Genomic DNA, 20,683 nt, shown 5'->3' on the forward strand with positions numbered 1-20,683 from the left:
ATGGTCAATCTTATCCCGGTCGAGCGCCTCCTCACAGCCATGACATCGCGCGAGGCTACCGACGGACGAGTCGGGCCGGTCGCCGGCCAGACGGTCCGACACGGGACCGGCGTCAACTCGAATCGGGCCTTCCCGACGGACGCCCATCCGACCCACCTCGACCCGTTCGTGCTGTTCGAACGGTTCTACATCGACCCCGAGAAGGGGTTTCCGATGCACCGCCACGAGGGGTTCGAAATCGTCTCCTACATGATCGAAGGCGGGATGGACCACGAGGACTCGCTCGGCGTCGAACACACCGCCTACGAGAACGAGGCGATGCGGATCACGACGGGAAGCGGCATCCGACACTCGGAGTTTCCCGCCGACGGCGCGGCGTGCAACGGGCTCCAGTTCTGGGTCAATCTCCCGCGCGCGGACAAAGACGCCGACCCGGACTACGCCGACGCGACCACCGACGAGCTCCCGATCCGCGAGCTGGACGGCGCGACCGTACGGACCGTCGTCGGCGACGGCTCGCCGATCGAACTCCGCACGCCGATGGAGTACCTCGACGCCCGCGTCTCCGACGGCTGGACGTGGGAGCCCGACGAGGAGTGGACCGGCTTCGTCTACGGCGTCGAAGGCGCGGGGACCGTCGACGGAGACGCCTTCGGCGAGGGCGACGTACTGCCGGTCGCGGACGGCCGGAGCGTCCGACTGGAGAGCGACGAGACGCTCCGGGCGGTCGCGGTGGCGGGGCGACCGCACGGCGAACCCATCCGACAGCGCGGCCCGTTCGTGCTCTGAACTGGCCGGGTCGGCGCCGCAAGCGCCGCCGGGACCGTCCGGGGCCCGCGGGCCGGGAGGGTGAACCAAAGGCCTAAGACCGCGGACTCCCTATCGGTCACCATGAGCACGGACACTCAGGACGACGGGAACGACCTCGAAGAGCGGGTCACCAACTTCCTGCGGCGCAACTTCCCCCAGATCCAGATGCACGGGGGGAGCGCGGCGATCCAGAACATCGACCGCGAGACCGGAGAGGTCCACATCCAGCTCGGCGGCGCGTGCAGCGGGTGTGGCATCTCGCCGATGACGATCCAGGCGATCAAGAGCCGGATGGTCAAAGAGATCCCCGAGATCGAGCAGGTCCACGCCGACACCGGCATGGACGCCGGCGGTCACGGCGGTGGCGGCGGCATGAGCCCGTCGTTCCCCGGCGAGACCACCGACGACGGCGACGACGACGACGAGGGACCGCAGGCCCCGTTCTAAGTCCGGATTTCCGGGCCGAAACGGCCTCGTTCTTCGCGTACAGACCGGCTAACATCAGGATATTTATCCCGTCGCGGGTTGGACGGTGTTCGTATGACCAACGACGACGCCGCGGGGAACGTCGTGTTCGTGGTCATGGACACGGTTCGCAAGAGCCACCTCTCAGTCTATGGCTACGACGAGCCGACGACGCCCGGCCTCGAGCGGTTCGCCGACGAGGCCGCCGTCTTCGAGCAGGCGGTCGCCCCCGCGCCGTGGACCCTACCCGTCCACGCGTCGCTGTTCACCGGGATGTACCCGAGCGAACACGGCGCGAGCCAGGAGAACCCCTATCTGGAGGGCGCGACGACGCTCGCGGAGTCGCTCTCGTCGGCCGGCTACGAGACCGCGTGTTACTCCTCGAACGCGTGGATCACGCCCTACACCCACCTCACCGACGGCTTCGACGATCAGGACAACTTCTTCGAGGTGATGCCCGGCGAGTTCCTCTCGGGGCCGCTGGCGAAGGCCTGGAAGACGATGAACGACAACGACTCGCTCCGGAAGGTCGCCGACTACCTCGTGAGCGTCGGCAACAAGATCCACGAGTACACCGCCTCGGGCGAGGGCGCCGACTCGAAGACCCCGCAGGTGATCGACCGGACCATCGAGTTCATCGACGACGCCGACTCCGAGTACTTCGCGTTCGTCAACCTGATGGACGCCCACCTGCCCTATCACCCGCCCGAGGAGTACAGGGCGGAGTTCGCGCCCGGCGTCGACTCCACCGAAGTGTGCCAGAACTCCAAGGAGTACAACTGCGGCGCCCGCGAGATCGACGACGAGGAGTGGACCGCCATCGAGGGGCTCTACGACGCCGAGATCCGCCACATCGACGCCCAGCTCCAGCGGCTGTTCGGCTGGATGCGCGAGAACGACGAGTGGGACGACACCATGGTCGTCGTCTGCGCCGACCACGGCGAACTCCACGGCGAACACGGCCTCTACGGCCACGAGTTCTGCATCTACGATCCGCTTGTCAACGTCCCGCTGATGGTCAAACACCCCGAGGTGGACGCCGAGCGCCGCGAGTCCCAGCAGGTCGAACTGCTCGACCTCTATCACACCGTGCTCGACCACGCCGGAGTCGACGCCGACCGCGCGACCGTCCCGCTGGACCGGACGCGGTCGCTCCTCGACGCCGACTACCGTGAGTTCGCCGAGAGCGACGCGGGGGCGGCCCCGGGGAGCCACCCCGGCGACGGCGAGTACGCCTTCGTGGAGTACTACCGCCCCGTCGTCGAGCTCAAACAGCTCGAACAGAAGGCCAGCGACGCCGGGATCACCCTCGACGAGGACTCGAGATTCTACTCTCGGATGCGGGCCGCCCGCCGCCCCGACGCGAAGTACATCCGCAACGAGCGCATCGCCGACGAGTTCTACCACCTCGATTCGGACCCCGGCGAGCGCGACGACGCGCGCGGAGCGGACAGCGACGAGGAGGTCGAACTCGAAGCCGCGCTCTCGACGTTCGAGGAGAGCGTCGGCGGCGAGTGGAAGGCGGTCGACGACGAGGACGTGCTCGGCGAGATGAGCGACGACGCGAAAGACCGCCTGCAGGATCTGGGGTACATCGACTGACCGCCCGCGTGCTTACACCGAGTCGACGCCGACGACGCTCACCACGGCGCCCCCGATCCCGATCGGAACCCAGTAGATTGCCCCCCGAAAGAGGATGACGGCGGCGAACGCCGTCTCCCAGCCGACCCCGATCCCCGGGAGACTCGAGAGGAGCGTGACCAACACCGCCTCGATCCCGCCCGCGCCGCCCGGGAGCGGCGTGACCCCCGCGATCGCGCCGACCGGAACCACGAACAGGAGCACGTCGAACGGGATCGGCGAGCCGATGGCGACGAACGCCAGCCAGAGCGCGATCATCTGGAACACCCACCCGAGCGTCGAGGCGCCGAGGGTGAGCGCCAGCCCCCGCCGGTTGGTCGCCACGCGCTCGATCGAGTCGAAAAACTCCGACACCCGGTGTTCTATCTTCTCGGGGCTGAGCGCGACGTCGACCGGCAGGACGCGCGAGACCCACTCGAGGGCGGGCGCGAGCACACGCGCGACGGTCCGTCGGAGCGCGCTCCGGTGGCGCCACCCGAAGAACGCCGCCACCGGGACCGCGACCGAGAGGCCGACGATCGCGGCCGTGGCGATCCGGAGCTGGCGGCCAAACGACGTCTGGGTCGCGTAGAACCCCGCCCCGAGCAACGAGAGCGTGATCGAGGGGACGAAGTTGAGCGAGTCGACGCTCGCGATGGCCGCCAGTCCGCGCTCGTACTCGGTGTCGGCCACCTTCGAGATCAACAGCGCGGTAACCGGCTCGCCGCCGGCCTGTCCGAACGGCGTGATGTTGTTCGAGAACATCGCGCCGTTCAGGACGAAAAACGACTTCGCGAACGAGATGTCCGATCCGAGAACGTGGAGGACCGTCCGGAGGCCGTACCCCCAGGCGGCGAGCCACCCCAGCGTGGCCGCGACGAGCAACGCGACCGTCTCCGGGTCCGCCTGCCGGAGCTCGCGGAGCAGGTCCTCGACTCCGACGAAGTAGAGCAACAGCCCCAGGATGGCGAAGGTGCCGAGGAATCCGAGCGCGGTTGTGCGCAACTGCGCGCCGTTCATGGGCGATGCTTGCCGCCTGCACTAATCAGTATGTCGGAACTCCCGCTCGAAACGCGGGCGAGAGCCGCTTCGCGCCGGGTTAGGGGCGGCTTTCGGCGTTGGCGTCGGCCCACGCCCCCAACAGGTTCGCCAGCGTTCGGTTGACCGGGGCCGCGACGCCGAGTTCGTCGGCGTGGGCCGCGACGTGGCCGTTGATCGCTTCGACCTCGGTGTGGCGGCCGGCGAGCACGTCCTGGAGGGTCGAGGACGCGTTCTCGGCGGTGTCGGCCGCCACCGCGTCGAGCGCTCGGACCGCGTCGGCGTCCGAGAGTTCGATCCCGGCGGCCCGCGCGACGCGGGCGGTCTCGCGGGCGGCGTCGGTCGCGACCGCGCGAGCGGGACCGGACCGAACCCCGCCGTTCTGCGTCCGGGCGAGCGCCGTGGTCGCGTTGATGCCCGCGTTGACCGCGAGCTTCCGCCAGCGCCGGCGGGGCATGTCGTCGGCGACGGTCGTCTCGATGCCGGCCGCCCGGAAGGCCCGCCCCGCCTCGTCGGCGACTTCGGCGGTGCCGCCCCCGCGGGGGCCGAGGACGACCTCGCCCTCGCCGGTACACGCGACCACGCCCGGCCCGGTCAGGCGCGCGCCGTAGGTCGCGGTGCCGGCAAGCACCGGACACTCGAGGCGGTCGGCGAGGATCGCCTCGTTTCCCATCCCGTTCTGGAGCGAGAGCGCGGCGTCGAACGCGCCGGTGGCGAGCGCCTCGGCGGCCGCCTCGGTGTCGAACGCCTTGACCGTCACCACCGCGAGGTCGGCCCCGAGGCCGGTCCCGTCGGTGGTGGCCGCGGGCGAGACCGAAAAGTCGTACGTCCCCTCGACGCGGAGTCCCGACTCGCGGACGGTCGCGACGTGGGGGTCCCGGCCGACGAGCGTGACCGCGTGCTCGCGGGCGAGCAAGCCCCCGACGAGGCTCCCGAGGCTCCCCGCACCGAAGACGACGATCTCCATGTCCGAGCCTTGTGCTCGCGGGTAGAAAAGTCGCCCCGTCTCGGGTCCGCGCGAGTGGCCGTGGCGGGCGAGGTCGCTGGTAGCCCAACCGTTAACCCGCCGAGTCCCCGAGGGCGGGGCATGGAACTCTCCGTCGTCGACCTCTCGCCGGTCCCCGAGGGCGGGACCGCGACCGACGCCTACGCGAACACCGTCGAAGCCGCACGACAGGCCGAACGACTCGGCTACACGCGGTTCTGGGTGGCCGAACACCACGGCATGGCCGACACGCTGGCGGGCACGACGCCAGAGGTAGTGCTTGGCCACCTCGCGGCCGAGACCGACGCCATCCGGCTCGGGTCGGGCGCGGTGTTGCTCAACCACTACAGCCCGTTCAAGGTGGCCGAGCAGTTCGGCGCGCTCGACGCGCTGGCGCCCGGGCGCGTCGACGCCGGGCTCGGGCGGGCGAACGGCTCGCCGGCGGTCGACCGGGCGCTCGGCACCGAGCGCCACGTCCAGAACCCCGACGAGGACCACGCCGAGAAGGTCGAGGCGGTCGTCAGCCACCTCTACGACGAGTTCCCCGACGACCACGCCTACGCCGACCTGCAGGTCCCGCGGTCGGGCGACGATCCCCCGGCCCCGTGGCTGTTGGGGTCGAGCCCCTCCAGCGCGGCGATCGCGGGCGAACTCGGGCTCCGGTACTGCTTCGCGGCGTTCATCCGGCCGCAGTTCGCCGTCCGGGCCTTCGAGGAGTACCGCGAGCACTTCCGGGCGTCGGCGCTCGGCGGCGGCGTCGACGAGCCGACCGGGACGATCGCGGTGAACGCGATCTGCGCCCCGACCGACGAGACGGCGGCGCGGCGCCGGGCGGTGGCCGAGGCGACTTACAAGCGGATGCGGCGCGGCGAGGTCGCCACCAGACCCTCCGTCGAGGAGGCGATCGACGAACTCGGGGGCGTCCCGGCGCCGACGCCGGCGACGCTCGACGACGACGAGTGGCCCCGGGCGATCTCCGGGAGCCCGGAGACGCTCGCGGGGCTACTCGACCAGCTCGCCGACCGCGTCGGCGTCGACGAGGTGATGATCCAACACGTCGTCGGCGACCACGAGCACGCGCTTCGCTCGCACGAACTGCTGGCCGACGGCGTCGGGCTCGAATCGCGGTAAGGCGAGGTCGGTCGGCGGCCGCTCAGTCCTCGGTCCAGTACATCAGCGCCTCCTTTGGCTCCCCGCAGTTCGGACACTTCTCGGGGAGGCCGCCGTCGATCTCGCCCATCTCGCCGCACTCGGTACACCGCCACATCAGCTCCGCCTCGCCGAAGTCGTGGCCCGCGCGGGCGTGCTCGACGCTGAGTCCCTCGACGCCCTCGCGAGTCGTCACGAAGAACCCGCCCTCCTCGAACCCCCGGATCGTCCCGAGCTCGGTCCCGTCCTCGTCGTAGACGGTCGCGCCCAGATCGAGCCGCATGATCGCTTCCTCCGCCTCCGGTTCCCCCTCCTCGGCCGGCGTTTCACCTTCCCCACTCATGGGAGAGGCTACGCTCTCGGACCTGATAAACTTCCTCGCCCGAAAACGGATCGGCGACCGACCCGAACGCTCGACCCGTCGCGTCGAACCGAAAAAGACCGACTCCGAGGCGAGTCCGCCGGGCCTCAGGCGATCTCGTCGTACTGCTCGGAGAGCTTGTCCGCGGCCTCACCGAGCTGTTCGCGCTCGAACTCGGTGAGGTCCCACTCGACGACCTCCTCGACGCCGTCGGCGCCGAGCTTCAGCGGCACGCCGAGCGCCACGTCGTCGTGACCGTACTCGCCGTCGAGCTTGATCGAGCCCGGCAGTACCTCGCCGGTGTCGCGGACCACGGCCTCGACCATGTGGCCGACGCCGGTCGCCGGCCCCCACTCGGTCGCGCCCTTCTTCTCGATGACGTTCATCGCACTCTGCTGGAGCTCTTCGAGGATCTCCTCTTTCTCCTCGTCGCTGAACTCGGGGTCCTTGCCGTTCGCGCGGACCTTCGAGAACACCGGCACCTGAGCGTCGCCGTGCTCGCCGAGGATCGTCGCCTCGACGTTCCCGACCGGCTCGTCGAACCGCTGGCTCAGCACGTAGCGGAACCGCGCGGAGTCGAGCCGGCCGCCGAAGCCGATGACCTGCTCGCGGGCGCGGTCGCCCGTCTCGTAGAGGTGGCGGTTCAGCAGATCGACCGGGTTCGAGGTCGTGATGGTGACGAAGTCGTCGTTGTGCTCGGCGATCGAGGAGCCGATGTCCTCCATGATCGGAGCGTTGTCGCCCGCGAGGTCGATGCGGGTCTGGCCGGGCTGGCGCGGGATGCCGGCCGTGATGACGACCACGTCCGAGCCCTCGGTCGCGGCGTAGCCGCCCTGTCGGACCGTGGTGTTCGCGTCGTAGGCCGCGCCGTGGTTCACGTCGGCGGCCTGCCCGACGGTGTCGTCTTCCTTGTCCGGGATGTCGACCAAGACCAGTTCGTCGGCGATGTCACGAAGCGCGATGTTGTACGCCGCCGCGGCCCCGACCGTGCCGGCCGCGCCGACCACACTGATTTTCGTCATACCACCTGAGATACTGCCCGCAAATCGGTTAAGCGCTTCGAAACCTCGAAAAACAGAGAGGCCGGTTCCCGCGACGCGTCGGGCCTCGATCGGCGATGTCGGTCCCGCCACGGCCGCGAGCGCGACACTTTTCGGCCCCGACCGCCTTGTGGCACGTATGAGCACGGACGACGGCGACGACGACGGATTCGACAAGGAGGCCGAGCGCGAGAAGCTCCGAGAGAAGTACGGGAAAGACAAGCAAGATCGGGAGTCGACCCAGCGGATGAGCGAACTCCTCCTCCAGGGCGCGACGATGACGGGCAAACACTGCAACAACTGCGGAGACCCGATCTTCCGGTCCGACGGTCAGGAGTTCTGTCCGACCTGCCAGCACGAGGGCCAGCAGGCCCGGAACGCCGACGAGACCGAGCGTCCGGCGGGCGCGGACCGCGCCGACGCCCCGGGACCCGACGCCGGCGAGGTCGCATCCGGATCGGCCGGCGACCCCAGCGCGCAGTCGGGCGACGGCGAGCCGCGGGTCGAGATCGACGACGTTCGGGTCCCAGACGCCCACGCCGACCGGTCGGAGCTCCGAACCCCGCCGTCCCAGCGGGACCGAGACGCCGGCGCACGGGCGCCCGAGCGCGACCGGGATCGTGCCCGCGGGAGCGGTCGGGGCGCCGGCGACCGGGCGCAGGGCCGAGAGTCGACCCGAGATGCCACTGCGAGCGCGGGCGGTATCGACGCCGCGCGAGCCTCGCTGGTCCGAACGCTGAACGACCTCGCGCGGCGCGCGGAGGACGCCGACGACGTGGCCCGCACGCGGGACCTCCTCGGCGCGAGCCGCGAGGCCGCCGAGGCGCTGGCGGCGCTCGACCGGGCGAGTCGGTAAATAGGCTCGAAGAAAACGCGGTTATCGCTCGCTCGTCTCGGCGGTCCGGGTCGCCCGCGAGCCGAGCGAGTCCGGCTCGAGCGGGGCGTTCCGGAGGCGCGCGAACAGCAACTCGACGTCCCAAGTCTCGGCCACATCGGCGGACTCGTGCTGGGGCTCGCCGTAGAGGGCCTGTTCGTCGCGGGCGTCGCCCGGCTCGTGGCACGGCTCGCCGTACAGGCACTGCTCGTCGACCGGGCCGCGGTCGGGGTCGGCCCGCGAGCGCGCCGAACCGCTTCGGGAGGTGTCGAAGACCATACCTACCGTACCGTATCGGCGCCCTTAACTGGGGGACGCCGTTCCGACGAGTTTCGATCCCAAACGCGCGATTGAACCCCGACCGTTCGAACCAAGGCGCTGTTTCTACCCCCGGGGTCGGGCTGACCGTTCCGGAGAAACGAGTCGTTTCTCCCCCGGAGCGGGCCCCGACGGCCGGTCACTCGTCGTAGTCGCTACCGACGACCTCCCGAATGCGCTCGGCGGTGACCTCGCCGACGCCCGGGACCTGTTTCAGGTCGTCCTCACGGGCGGTCATCACCGCTTCGACGGTCCGAAACTCCTCTAGCAACGACCGGGCGGTCACGGGCCCGACGTCGGCGATCGAAGCGACCACGTACTCCTGCTGTTCGGCCAGCGTCTTGCTCGCCTTCTCGCCGTGGACCGACACCTCCCTGTCGTCGGTCTCCTGCTCGCGGGTGGCGATCACTTCGAGCAGGTCGGCGGTGTCGTCCTCGTCTCTGGTTCGGAGCACGCTCGCCCCGAAGTCGACCGCCAGCGACGACAGCGCGCCTCGGATCGCGTTCGGGTGGACGTTGCGCTCCTCGTAGAGTTCGCCGCCCTCGAGGATCAGGACCGGCCGAGCGTAGTGGCGCGTCGCGTCGCCGACCTGCTCGAACAGCGACCGGTCGCCGCCGGTCAGGGTGTCCAGAAAGTCCGATACGGACTTGCGCTCGACCACCACGCGGTCGCTGAGGACGTAGTCGCCGACCGAGAGGGTCTCGAGACGGGTCTCGATCCCCTCGCGGGTCGAGAGGTCCCGCGCGATCGTCGAGTCGAGTTCGCGCTGGTCGGCCACGATCTCGACCGTCCCGTCGTCCGGGGCGGCCGTCGCGACCGCGCCGGCGTCGGCTTCGTCTGTTCCGCCGTCGTCGGGGTCCGCGTCGTCTGGTCCGTCGGCGCCGGCATCGCTCGACTCGTCGCTCGAATCGAACGCCTGTAAGCCGGGCTCGACGTCGGTTCCCGAGGCTTCGGCCTCGCCGGCGTCGAAGTCCCCGAGCCGGCGCTGGGAGTCGTCTAACTCCGCTTCGACCTCGTCGGCGACGCCCTTGAGCTTCCGAAGTTCGTCTTCCATCTCGTCCTCGCGGCGCTTCGAGATCCAGAAGTACGCCTCGTCGCGGGTGTCCTCGGCGAGCAGGACCGCGACCTTCCCCTCGGCCTGCCGGCCGGTCCGGCCCTTGCGCTGGATCGATCGGATGGCGGTCGGGACCGGCTCGTAGAACAGCACGAGGTCGACCTCCGGTACGTCGAGGCCCTCCTCGGCGACCGACGTCGAGACCAGCACCTCGAACTCCCCGGCCCGGAAGCGATCGAGGGTCTCTTGCTGTTCGGTCTGGGTCATCCCGTCGCTTCCCTCCTTGTCGCCCTGCCCGACGAACCGCTGGGTGTCGAAGTGCTCGCCGAGGAACTCGGTGAGCGCCTCGGCGGTGTCCCGTGACTCGGTGAACACGATGACGCGCTCGCCGCCCTCGATCCCGAGCGTCTCGGCAATCCGGATCCGAGCCCGCGAGTACTTGGGGTGGAGGCCGTCGTAGCTCTCTGCTTTCCGCATCGACTCTTTGACTTTCGGCTCGCTCACGAACCGCTGGCTGGCCTTCGACGCGCCGGAGCTCCGGGCGGCGTTGCGCTGGCGCTCGAAGTACCGCCCGAGCGCCTCGACGCTCTGGGTCTCGACGTACGTCACCGCGGTCCGGAGCTTCCGGATCTCCGCCAGCGCCGACATCCCCTGATATCCCTCCGACTGGTCGTTGTCGATGAGCTGTTGGAGCTCCGCGCGCATCTTCTTGATGTCGGTCTCCGAGAGGTCCGCGCTCGTCTTGCGGGTGATGCCGAGCTCCTTGAGCTTCGCGAGTCGGTCCTCGACCACCTCGTTGAGCGCGTCCCGAATGTCGAGTATCTCGTCGGGAAGCTCGACGCGCTCCCACTCGACGTCGGTGTCGTGGGTGTAGGCGTCGACGTCGCTGTCGTCTTCGGTCATCACCTCGACGTTCTCGATGCCGAGGTTCTCACAGACGTCGAGGATCTCCTCTTCGTCGCCGCCCGGCGACGCGCTCATCCCGGTCACGAGCGGGTCGGCGGCGTCCTGGTGGTAGCGCTCGGCGATGTAGTTGTACGCGTAGTCGCCGGTCGCGCGGTGGCACTCGTCGAACGTGAGGTGGGTCACGTCCCGGATGTCGATCCGGCTCCCAACGAGGTCGTTTTCGACCACCTGCGGAGTGGCGACGACGATCCGGGCGCGTTCCCAGAGGGCGGCGCGGTCGTCGGGGCTGACCTCGCCGGTGAACATCACGATGTCGTCGTCGGGGATCTCGAGGGCTTCCCGGTAGAAGTCGGTGTGTTGCTGGACGAGGGGTTTGGTCGGCGCGAGAAACAGGCTCTTGCCCTGCGCGTCCGCGAGCCGCTCGGCGGTCACCAGCAGGCTCACCGTGGTCTTGCCGAGCCCGGTCGGCAGACAGACCAGCGTGTGTGCGTCCTTGGCCGCCCCCGCAAGCTGGAGCTGGTACATCCGCCGCTCGATGAACTCGGGAACGAGGAGCTCGTGGTCCACGTACTGCTGCTCGCCGGTGGTCGCCATTCGACCCACGGTTGGTCGGCAAGCGATTAAAGGGTTCGCCTATCGGGGTGAAAGTGAAACGAGCGGCCGGAGGCGCCTCAAAACGTCACTTCCGGCAGGTGGCGCAGCGACAGGTAGATCACGACCGACGACCCCACCGGAATCGTGAGGTTATCGTCGATGACGTAGCCCGCGACGACCGGCTTCGCGCCGTCGGCCAGCGTCGCCGCGAGCGCGCCGAGCACGGCCGCGACCACGGGAAGCCCCGAGAGGCTCGCGATCAGCACGCAGACCCCGAAAGTGAGCAAGAGCGTGTGGGTCGCTTTCACGCCGAGCTCGCCCGAACTCGCCAGCCCGCTGATCGGGTCCGCGATGGTGAGCATCAGCATCGCGGGGACGGCGACGCGGGGCTCGAACAAAAGCGCCGCCACGGTCATCCCGAACAGGTAGAGGGCGTAGCCCGCGAGGTTGTCGTGCTCGTACTCGCGGGTCAGCTCGTCGAAGATCCGCCAGTCGAGACCGACGAGCAGTCGGATCGTCTCCAGTCCGAGCGCGACGGCCGAGCTCGCCACCAGCAGAAGCTGAAGCTGGCGGTAGGAGACGAGGTCCAGCACGAACAGCGCCGGGTAGCCCGTGCCGCTGACGTGGACGAGCCGACGCTTGACCTCGCTCGATAGCGACACAGCTACTGGTCTGGGGTCGGGGCGTCCAGTTCGCCGAACGCGAGGTCGCCGGATCGGAGGTCCGCGAGCAGGTCGGGCAGATCGTCGACCGCGACCCGGACCTGCTCGGTCGAGTCCCGCTCGCGGAGGGTGACGGTGTCGTCGTCCAGGCTGTCGTAGTCGACCGTCACGCAGAACGGCGTGCCGACCTCGTCTTGGCGGCGGTAGCGACGGCCGATGTTACCGGAGTCGTCGTAGGTGACGTCGAAGCCGGCCGCCCGGAGGTCGGCGGTAACTTCGCGGGCGGTCTCGCCCATGCCGTCTTTGTCCATCAGCGGGAAGACGCCGACGAACGTGGGCGCGACCTCGGGTTCGAGCGCGAGCCGAGTCCGGGCCTCGCCCTCGATCTCGTCTTCCTCGTAGGCGTGGTCGAGGACGGTGTAGATGACGCGATCGACGCCGATCGACGGCTCGACGACATGGGGCAGGACGTGCTCGCCGGTCTCTTTGATCTCGTCGACGCTGAAGCCGGTCTTCTCGACCGGGATCGCGTGGGTCTCGCCGTCGACCTCGACGGTCACCGTCTCGGCGTCGAAGGCGGTTCGATCCCGCTCGGCGAGCGTCTCGAGGGCGTCGGCGACGTCGCCGGCCGCGCCGCCGAACTCCGGGCCGAGGTAGCTCATGTCGGGGTCGACGGTGGCGCGCTCGACGACCGTCGGCTCGTCGTACTGCTTGAACACCGTGAAGTCGTCGTCCGAGTGGTCGTCGTGCTTGCTGAGGTCGTAGTCGCTCCGATAAGAGTAGCCCGAGATCTCGATCCAGTCGCCGTCGACCTCCGACTCGGCGTCCCAGCAGTCCGCCGAGTAGTGAGCGAGCTCGCCCGGGAGGTGCTGGCGGAACCGGAACCGATCCATGTCGACGCCGATCGACTCGTACCACTGCTTGCCGACACCCAGATAGTAGGCGATCCACTCGTGGACGATGCCCTCGTCGACGGCCTCCCGGACCGTCTTGGTGAGGTACTCGCCGTCCTCGCGCTCCTGCTCGTCTGCGGGGTAGAGGGTGAGCTCCACGTCGGCGACCCGATCGAGCGGCGGCTCGTCGGCCTCGGGGTCGACGAAGTGTTCGAGCTCGGCCTGCGTAAACTCCCGGACCCGGATGATCGACTTCCGGGGGCTGATCTCGTTGCGATAGGCCTTGCCGATCTGGGTGATGCCGAACGGGAGCTGGTTGCGGGCGTACTCGGCGAGCTGGGGGAACTCCACGAAGATGCCCTGTGCGGTCTCGGGGCGCAGGTAACCCGGCGAGGAGCTACCCGGACCGATGTTGGTCTCGAACATGAGATTGAACTCCTCGACCGACTGGCCCGCCAGTTCGGCGTCGCAGTTCGGACACCGCAGGTCGTGGTCGGCGATGAGCGTCTCGACCTCCGGGATCGGGATGCTCTCGGCCTCCTCGATCTCGGTGTTGTCCTCGACGAGGTGGTCGGCGCGGTGGCTCTCGCCGCACTCGGGGCACTCGACGAGCATGTCGTCGAAGCCGTCGAGGTGGCCCGACGCCTCGAAGACGGGCTCGGGCAGTACGGTCGGCGCGTCGATCTCGCGGTGGCCCTCTCGCACCTGGAAACGCTCGCGCCACGCGTCCTCGACGTTCTGCTTGAGCGTCGCGCCCTCCGGGCCGTAGGTGTAAAAGCCCGAGACCCCGCCGTAGGCGCCGGCCGACTGGAAGAAGTACCCCCGGCGCTTGGCTAGCTCCACCAGGTCCCGACTCATCGCAGCGCCTCCAGCAGATTGATGTCCCGGACGATGCCGGTGAGCTCGTCGCCGCTCACCAGCGGGATCTGCTCGATGTCGTTGCGGAGCATCATCTGGGCGGCCTCCTTGGCGGTCTTGGTGCCCGAGACGGTCACCACGTCCGCGGTCATGAACTCCGCGACCGGCGCGGCCGGGATCTCGACGTTCCGGGTCGGGAGGTAGCGCTTGCCGACCGCCTTGATCGACTCCCACTTCCAGTCGTCGTCGTCGTCGGCGATCGAGTCGCCGGTGTCGGCCTCGCCCTCGACCACGCGGGCCACGTCGATGATGTCGACCTCGGTCAGCACGCCGTCCATCTCGCCCGCGTCGTCGAGCACGACGGCGTACGGGAGGTTGGCGTAGTAGAGTTCGCGCTCGGCGACCGTCAGCGGCACCTGATCGTGGGTGGTGTTGACGTCGCGGGCCGCGAGGTCGCCGACCGCGGTGGACCCCTCGGCGTCGCCGTCGGCGATCGCCCGGATCACGTCGGTGACGGTGACGATCCCCTCGAGCCGACCGTCGACCACCGGGACCCGGCGGGTCCCCGATTCGACCATCAGGGACGCCGCCTCCTCGATGGTCGCGTCCTGCGTCGTGGACGGGACCTCCCGCATCAACAGCGCGAGCTGGTCCTCGTCGGGGTTCTCGATGAGGTCGTCTCGGGAGATGAGTCCGCGGAACTGCTCGCCCTCGTCGGTGTGTTTGATCACGGGAACAGACGAGAACGACCGTTCCTGCAGGTATTCGAGCACGTCGTCGCGGGTGCCCGGAAGTTCGACAGTGACGACATCCGAGCGGGGCGTCATGGCTTCGCCGACGTTCATGTTCGCCGCGTACGGGTTGGGCCTTCTTGTAGTCTACGAACACGAGAGCGCCTCGACGCGCTCGCTCGGCGGGGCGGCTCGCGGAGAAACTGGGAGACAGGTCACTCGTCGTCGGACGAATCGGCGCCGAAGTCGACCTCGTAGTCCTCGTAGCGGTGGGGGTTCGGGAAGAAGTGTTCGACCTCGTCGTGGCGGAACGACGCGAGGTGGGTCTTGTCGAGCTTCTGGAGGTGGGTGTACATATCTTCTTCTTCGAGCGCGGTCTTGACCAGCCCCGGCGCGTGGCGCAGTTCGAAGTTGCCCGCGATCAGGATGGCCTGCTCGGTTTCGGGATCGAGCAGTTGGGTCACCATGAACACTCGGCCCTGCATCTCTTTGCGGAACACCCGGTACTGCGGGAACGCCCCCGTCTCGACGGTCTCTTCGATGTCGTCGGCCTTGTTGCCCGGAACGACGTGGACCAACCCGAACCGGTCGGTCGCGCCCGCGTCGGGGTTCGTCGGCGCGGTGTGACCCGCCGGAATCGTCAGCACGTCCCACCCCTCGTCTTCGAGGTCCTCGGCGATCGCGTTCATGTCCTCGACGGTCTGTTGCCACGCGTTGCTGTGGACGTCGGCGCTGGCCGCGATCCGCTCGGCGTAGTCGGGGCCCTCGTCGCCCGTCCCGGTTTCGGTCATGTGTACGCGTCTCGACCCGCTGGCGGTAAAAGCTGTTGTTCGAACCCGGGGTCAGGCCGCGACCCCGAACACCGTCTCCAGCGCGTAGGACCACCCGAGCACCGCGAGGCTCGCGAGAAACAGCTTCGCACCGGGCGACAGCCGGTCGTCGGGCGCCAGCGAGTACCGCGACAGCGGCGGAATCCGCTGGACGGCCGCCTGAAACCGGGTCTCCTCGCGGGAGCCGACGACCCGACCCGACGAGTCGTTCTCGACGACGCGGATCTCGCCGTCCTCGCCCGACTCGGTTCCCCACGGCGGGGCGGGTCGGAGCTTGAACGTCCCGTAGCCGAACAGGAGGAGGCCGACGACGAACATCACGAACTTCGCGGTCACCAGCGCTCCGCCGACCGCGACGCCGACCGCGACGCCGACGAGGAACACGACCGCGGCGACTGCGAGCGCGTACACCGCGGCGTCGAGGGCCTGTCGAGCGCGGTTCGGGGCGGTCTGAGACATCAGCGTTCGGTGTAGGGCGTGAACTCGTCGGGCTCCTGGTAGTCGGGCAGATGACGGTGACAGTTGCTCGTCCGGCCGGTGTCACTCACGACGTGCATCGACGGGTCCTCGGCGTCACAGATGCTCCCGAACTCGTCGGCGAGATATTCGCGGGCGGCGTGCTCGTCGTTTTGCTCGACGTGGTTCGCCGCGACCTCGACGTGTTCGCGGACGCGGCTCGGCACGTCGAGATCGCCGAACAGCTCGGTCCGGATCTCGTCGATGTCGGAGAACCGCGTCTCCATCCCGAGTTTCTCTTTGGCGATCTCCGTGAGGCTCTTCTCGGCGCGGGCGCGCTCGCGGAGCACCTCCCGGAACACCTCGATGGCGACCCAGAGGTCCGGGTCGATGTCCTCGTACTTTTCGGGCCGGATCTTCATCGGACACCGGGTCGTGAACGGACAGCCCGCCGGCGGGTCCCGCGGGCTCGGCGGCGTCCCGCGAAGCGTGACCCGCTCTTTGTCGGCGGTCGGGTCCGGCTCCGGAATCGCCGACAGCAGCGAGTGAGTGTAGGGGTTCTTCGGGTTGGCGAACATCTCCTCGGTCTCGCCGAGCTCCATGACGTTCCCGAGGTACATCACCGCGACCCGGTCGCAGATGTGGCGGACGACCGAGAGGTCGTGGGCGATGAACAGGTAGGTCAGCCCGAACTCGTCTTGGAGGTCCTCGAGGAGGTTCAGGATCTGGGCCTGCACGCTCACGTCGAGGGCCGACACCGGCTCGTCGAGCACCACGAACTCGGGTTCGAGCGCCAGCGCCCGCGCGATGCCGATCCGCTGGCGCTGGCCCCCCGAGAACTGGTGGGGATACCGGTAGTAGTGCTCGGGCTGAAGCCCGACCACGTCGAGCAGTTCCCGGACCCGTTCGCGGCGCTCCTGGGGCGTCTCCCAGTCGTGGACGTCGAGGGGCTCGCGGATGATCTCGCCGACCGTCATCCGGTCGTTGAGGCTGGACTCGGGGTCCTGAAACACCATCTGGCTGTTGCGCCGCCAGTTTTTGAGTTCCGTGCCCGACAGCTCCGTCACGTCGGTGCCGTCGAAAAGCACCTCGCCGGCGGTCGCGTCTTCGAGTTGGATGAGCGTCCGGCCGAGCGTGGTCTTCCCACAGCCGGACTCGCCGACCAGCCCCAGGGTCTCGCCGCGCTTTATCTCGAAGTCGACGCCGTCGACCGCCTTGACGGGGTTCGAGTCGATGATACCGCCGTCGTCGTAGTAGGTCTTCAGCCCGTTGACGTCCACGAGCGTCTCGCCCGTCTGGACGCCAACCGACTCCTGTCGTACTTGTTCGCTCATCGGTCGGTCACCTCCTCGCCGTCGCCGCGCCGCTCGTGCAGTTCGACCGCCTCGGCCTCCGAGACGTCCTCGGGGTACAGCAGGCAGGCGGCGGTGTGATCGTCAGCGCCGTCGGTGACCGCGACCGGCTCGGGGTGGACCCGCGTACACTCCTCGAACGCCTTCGGGCACCGGGGTTCGAACCGACAGTAGGTCGCGGGCTCGTTCGGCGTCGGCACGTCGCCTTCGATCGTTTCGAGCCGATCGGCGCCGGGCTGGTTGCCCGGGATCGAGTTCAACAGCCCCTCCGTGTAGGGGTGTCGGGGGTTCGCGAACAGCTCCTCGACCGGCGCGGTCTCGACGATCTCGCCGGCGTACATCACGTTGACGCGGTCCGAGATCTCCGCGATCACGCCCATGTCGTGGGTGATGAACATGATCGCGAGGTCCCGCTCCTCCTGGATGTCGTCGAGCAACTCCAGGATCTGGGCCTGGATGGTCACGTCGAGCGCCGTGGTCGGCTCGTCGCAGATCAGCAACTCGGGATCGCAGGCAAGCGCCATCGCGATGACGGCGCGCTGGCGCATCCCGCCGGAGAACTCGTGGGGGTACTCGTTGACCCGCCGGGCGGCGTCCGGGATGCCGACCGCTTCGAGCAGGTCGATCGCCTCCTCGGTCGCCTCGGCCCCGCGCATGTCCTGGTGGAGCCGGAGGGACTCTTTGATCTGGTTGCCGACGGTGTACACCGGGTTCAGGCTCGTCAGCGGGTCCTGAAACACCATCGCGATGTCGCCGCCCCGGATCGAGCGGTACTCCTTTTCGGACTTGTCGGTGAGTTCCTCGCCGTCGAACCGGATGGAACTGCCCTCGAGCACCCGGCCGGGCGAGTCGACGAGCCCCATGATCGAACGGGCGGTCACGCTCTTGCCCGACCCGGACTCGCCGACGACGCCGACCGTCTCGCCGCGCTCGATGTCGAAGCTCACGCCGTCGACCGCGCGGATGACCTCCTTGTCGGTGAAGAAGGCGGTCTGGAGGTTCTCGATCGACAGCAACGGCTCGGACTCGCCGCGAGTCGCCGTCGCGTCGGTTCGGGCCATCAGGCACCACCTCCGCCGGCCGCGACGGCCTCACTGCCCTCGCCTTCGCCCCCTTCGCTCTGGGGGTCGATCGCGTCGCGGATGCCGTCGCCCAGCGCGTTGAACGCGGTCACCACCAGCACGATGAGGATGCCGGGGATGAACGAGATGTGCCACGACGTCGTGGTGACGTACGACTGGCCGATGTCGATCGCCCGTCCCCACTCGGGCGTCGGCGCGCTGACGCCGAGGCCGAGGAACGACAGGCCCGCGACGCCGATGATGATACCCCCGAGGCTCATCGAGGAGTACACCAGCAGATACCCCAGGATGTACGGCGCCATGTGTTTCTGCATCGTTATCCGGGGTTTCTGTCCGAAGCTTTTGGCGGCGTCGATCCACTCCTGTTCGGCGATCTGGAACGCCGGACCGCGGACCGCGCGCCACAGGATCGGCCACCCGGTCGCCGCGAAGATGAGCGCCAACAGCAAGCCGCCGCTGTAGATGCCCGCGATCCACGTATCGGCGAGCACGACCGACAGCAACATCACGAACAGGAGCCGCGGCAGCGACATGATCGAGTCGCCGGTGATGACGACCGCGAGATCGACCAGCCCCTTGTAGTAGGCGGTCAGTAGCGCGAACGACGCCGCGATGAAACCGCTCAGCCCGATCGAGAGGAGCCCGATGAACAGCGACACCCGGGCGCCGGCCGCCATGAACGTGAACATGTCTTTGCCGGACGGTAACGTCCCGAACGGGTGGAACCGGCCGTACTCGTCGTACTGCATCACGCCGACGTTCTGGTCGGGGGTCCCCTGCGAGCGGGCGCCGAGGTTCGCCTGCCCGACCGTGACGTTGGCCAGTTCGCCGTTCTCGTCGTAGTAGTCGACCGTGTAGGAGTACGGGTCCTGAATGGTGCGTTCGACCGTCGTCGGGCCGAGCGCGGGAGCAAACATCGCCATGATCACGAACGCGAACACGATCACGGCGCCGAACTGTCCCCAGCGGTGGCCCCGAAGTCGGTCGATCATGTCGTCGCGGGGCGTCCAGTCGGCGTAGCGGTAGTGCTCACGGAAGACGAGATAGCCACGCCAGAGCCACCAGGTACAGACGATGGCGTAGACGTAGACGAGCGCGACCCGAATACCCCACGCGACCGCGGGCGACAGCCCGAGGAACGTCTCCTTCCAGACGCCGGCAGGCGTCTGGAACCCGTTGTTCGGGATGAGCTCTCGCGAGAGCAGGGTCGGGAGTTCCATACCGGGACCGAACAGGCCGGTCACGAAGTTGACGACCGCGCCGGCCTCCAGCGCGAACAGCAACAGCGCGCCCGCGAGCCACCGCATCGCCGGCCCGGGGTCGTCTTGAATCCGTTCGAGCAGCGTCGCTTCCTCTGGATCGTCTGTCACGCTCATATCAGGCACCTCCGTCGTAGCCGACTCGGGGATCGATTATCGTGTACAGCAGGTCCTGGACGATGTTGATGACGACGACGAGCAGGATGAACACGAACATCAGCGAGCCCACCAGCGGCATGTCGCCGTTCTGGATGCCCTGGAAGAACAGGTAGCCGATGCCGCTGATGTTGAACACCGTCTCGACGAGCACCGAGCCGCCGATGAGCAAGAACGCCTCGCCCGTGATGATCGGCACGAGCGGGATCAGGGCGTTCCGGAAGATGTGTTTCCACACCAGCGACCGCGGCGGGACGCCTTTGGCCTTCGCGGTCTCGATGAAGTTTGAGTTGACCGTCTCGAGGACCGCGGTCCGACCGATACGCATCTCGTTGCCCATCGACGCCGACCCGAGGACGATGGCGGCCGGCGCGATCTTCTTGAGCGCGGGGAAGAAGTGGTCGGGACTGGTGAGCAACGTCACGAGGTCGCCGGGAAGCGGCGGCGGTCCGGTCACGTTCGTCTCGTAGAGCCAGTTCTGCCAGCTGAATCCGAACAGGCTCTGGGACTGCGAGAGGACGCTCATCAGGATGACCGCCAGCCAGAAGTTCGGCATGGCGCGCCAGACGATGCCGCCGAACGAGGCGAGGTAGTCGCTGAACGTGTTGGGGTTCAGGCCGGCGTAGAACCCGAGCGGGATGCCGATGAAGACCGCGATGAGCACCGACCAGAACCCGAGCCAGATAGTTCGGGGCGCGTAGGAAGCCAGAAGCGAGTACACGTCGCGCTCGGGCTGGACGACCCACGATTCGCCGAGCTGGAAGGTGAAGAGGTCGACCATGTAGTCGATGTACTGTCGCCACAGCGGTTCGTTCAGTCCGAGTTGCTCTCGAATCCGGTTGTACGCCTGGGGATCACCCTGCGGGCCGATGATCGCCGACACCGGGTCGAGCGGTCCCGCCCGGATGACCAGAAAGGTGATCGAAGCCCCGAACACGAGCACCGGGACCGACAACAGCAGCCGCTTGCCGAAGTACTGCCAGCGACTCACGGCACATCACCGCCGCCCCCACGGCAATGAGTGTCGAGTGGTACGTGTCCACTTTGGACTGCGAGCATGCGTGATGAATTTGATGGTCCTCTCATTATGTCTTGCGTTTTCTGTATCCGAAATCGCGGCCGCAGACGGTTCTAAGCGGCCGAAAGCTGTCGAGCCGTGCGACGAAAGAAGCGCGTTCGAAACCGCGAGA

At 68.3% G+C, this 20,683-nt stretch carries 20 protein-coding genes; 5 read left to right on the forward strand and 15 right to left on the reverse strand.

What is annotated here, in order from left to right; genetic code table 11:
• The first annotated feature begins 39 nt into the window (after positions 1-39).
• The 3 genes from EPY72_RS16925 (at position 40) to EPY72_RS16935 (ending at position 2,877) form a co-directional block, all read left to right on the forward strand.
• A complete protein-coding gene (locus EPY72_RS16925; protein ID WP_135807179.1) occupies positions 40-789 on the forward strand; it encodes a pirin family protein in 750 nt (249 codons plus the stop codon).
• A gap of 102 nt (positions 790-891) precedes the next feature.
• Entirely contained in the window at positions 892-1,257 is a 366-nt protein-coding gene (locus EPY72_RS16930; protein ID WP_134672432.1) for a NifU family protein, read from the forward strand.
• A 93-nt stretch (positions 1,258-1,350) separates the two neighbouring features.
• Positions 1,351-2,877, forward strand: a complete 1,527-nt coding sequence (locus EPY72_RS16935; RefSeq protein ID WP_135807180.1) for a sulfatase — start codon at positions 1,351-1,353, stop codon at positions 2,875-2,877.
• Between the two features lie 12 nt (positions 2,878-2,889).
• On the opposite strand, the gene EPY72_RS16940 is transcribed toward EPY72_RS16935, so the two are convergent.
• Together EPY72_RS16940 and EPY72_RS16945 are read right to left on the reverse strand one after the other, a co-directional pair.
• Positions 2,890-3,915: a lysylphosphatidylglycerol synthase transmembrane domain-containing protein gene (locus EPY72_RS16940; protein WP_135807181.1), complete on the reverse strand. Its 1,026-nt coding sequence runs from the start codon at positions 3,913-3,915 to the stop codon at positions 2,890-2,892.
• A gap of 79 nt (positions 3,916-3,994) precedes the next feature.
• Complete coding sequence (locus EPY72_RS16945) at positions 3,995-4,900, reverse strand: ketopantoate reductase family protein (protein ID WP_135807182.1); 906 nt, start codon at positions 4,898-4,900, stop codon at positions 3,995-3,997.
• 120 nt (positions 4,901-5,020) lie between these two features.
• Here EPY72_RS16945 and EPY72_RS16950 point away from each other — a divergent pair, with 120 nt between their 5' ends.
• Entirely contained in the window at positions 5,021-6,049 is a 1,029-nt protein-coding gene (locus tag EPY72_RS16950; protein WP_135807183.1) for an LLM class flavin-dependent oxidoreductase, read from the forward strand.
• A gap of 22 nt (positions 6,050-6,071) precedes the next feature.
• On the opposite strand, the gene EPY72_RS16955 is transcribed toward EPY72_RS16950, so the two are convergent.
• Both EPY72_RS16955 and mdh read right to left on the reverse strand, forming a co-directional pair.
• Positions 6,072-6,410, reverse strand: coding sequence for a DUF7130 family rubredoxin-like protein (locus EPY72_RS16955; RefSeq protein WP_134672437.1), 339 nt, complete (start codon positions 6,408-6,410; stop codon positions 6,072-6,074).
• Between the two features lie 125 nt (positions 6,411-6,535).
• Entirely contained in the window at positions 6,536-7,450 is a 915-nt protein-coding gene (gene mdh, locus EPY72_RS16960) for a malate dehydrogenase (RefSeq protein WP_135807184.1), read from the reverse strand.
• Between the two features lie 157 nt (positions 7,451-7,607).
• Here mdh and EPY72_RS16965 point away from each other — a divergent pair, with 157 nt between their 5' ends.
• The gene (locus tag EPY72_RS16965; protein WP_135807185.1) at positions 7,608-8,324 is read left to right on the forward strand and encodes an Sjogren's syndrome/scleroderma autoantigen 1 family protein; all 717 of its coding nucleotides are present in this window, start codon (positions 7,608-7,610) and stop codon (positions 8,322-8,324) included.
• A 21-nt stretch (positions 8,325-8,345) separates the two neighbouring features.
• On the opposite strand, the gene EPY72_RS16970 is transcribed toward EPY72_RS16965, so the two are convergent.
• The 11 genes from EPY72_RS16970 to EPY72_RS17020 form a co-directional block, all read right to left on the reverse strand.
• Entirely contained in the window at positions 8,346-8,621 is a 276-nt protein-coding gene (locus EPY72_RS16970; RefSeq protein ID WP_135807186.1) for a hypothetical protein, read from the reverse strand.
• A 178-nt stretch (positions 8,622-8,799) separates the two neighbouring features.
• Positions 8,800-11,214 (reverse strand): DEAD/DEAH box helicase, encoded by a 2,415-nt coding sequence (locus EPY72_RS16975; protein WP_135807187.1) that lies wholly within the window; start codon positions 11,212-11,214, stop codon positions 8,800-8,802.
• 77 nt (positions 11,215-11,291) lie between these two features.
• A complete protein-coding gene (locus tag EPY72_RS16980; protein WP_134672442.1) occupies positions 11,292-11,876 on the reverse strand; it encodes a diacylglycerol/polyprenol kinase family protein in 585 nt (194 codons plus the stop codon).
• A 2-nt stretch (positions 11,877-11,878) separates the two neighbouring features.
• Positions 11,879-13,627: a glycine--tRNA ligase gene (gene glyS, locus EPY72_RS16985; RefSeq protein ID WP_135807188.1), complete on the reverse strand. Its 1,749-nt coding sequence runs from the start codon at positions 13,625-13,627 to the stop codon at positions 11,879-11,881.
• Positions 13,624-14,472 (reverse strand): CBS domain-containing protein, encoded by an 849-nt coding sequence (locus EPY72_RS16990; RefSeq protein ID WP_134672444.1) that lies wholly within the window; start codon positions 14,470-14,472, stop codon positions 13,624-13,626. Before EPY72_RS16990 ends, glyS begins: the two co-directional genes overlap by 4 nt.
• A gap of 101 nt (positions 14,473-14,573) precedes the next feature.
• Positions 14,574-15,149 carry a DUF7529 family protein gene (locus EPY72_RS16995; protein WP_135807189.1) on the reverse strand — a complete coding sequence of 192 codons (576 nt, stop codon included), beginning with the start codon at positions 15,147-15,149 and terminating at the stop codon, positions 14,574-14,576.
• A gap of 51 nt (positions 15,150-15,200) precedes the next feature.
• Complete coding sequence (locus EPY72_RS17000) at positions 15,201-15,647, reverse strand: DUF7555 family protein (RefSeq protein ID WP_135807190.1); 447 nt, start codon at positions 15,645-15,647, stop codon at positions 15,201-15,203.
• Positions 15,647-16,978, reverse strand: a complete 1,332-nt coding sequence (locus tag EPY72_RS17005) for an ABC transporter ATP-binding protein (RefSeq protein ID WP_134672447.1) — start codon at positions 16,976-16,978, stop codon at positions 15,647-15,649. Before EPY72_RS17005 ends, EPY72_RS17000 begins: the two co-directional genes overlap by 1 nt.
• On the reverse strand, positions 16,975-18,057 hold the full coding sequence (locus tag EPY72_RS17010; RefSeq protein WP_134672448.1) for an ABC transporter ATP-binding protein: 1,083 nt from the start codon (positions 18,055-18,057) through the stop codon (positions 16,975-16,977). Before EPY72_RS17010 ends, EPY72_RS17005 begins: the two co-directional genes overlap by 4 nt.
• Entirely contained in the window at positions 18,057-19,454 is a 1,398-nt protein-coding gene (locus EPY72_RS17015; RefSeq protein WP_135807191.1) for an ABC transporter permease, read from the reverse strand. The genes EPY72_RS17010 and EPY72_RS17015 overlap by 1 nt, the downstream gene beginning before the upstream one ends.
• A gap of 1 nt (position 19,455) precedes the next feature.
• Complete coding sequence (locus EPY72_RS17020; protein ID WP_134672450.1) at positions 19,456-20,484, reverse strand: ABC transporter permease; 1,029 nt, start codon at positions 20,482-20,484, stop codon at positions 19,456-19,458.
• Positions 20,485-20,683 lie beyond the last annotated feature (199 nt).

The organism is Halorussus marinus, assembly GCF_004765795.1.
GTDB lineage: Archaea > Halobacteriota > Halobacteria > Halobacteriales > Haladaptataceae > Halorussus > Halorussus marinus.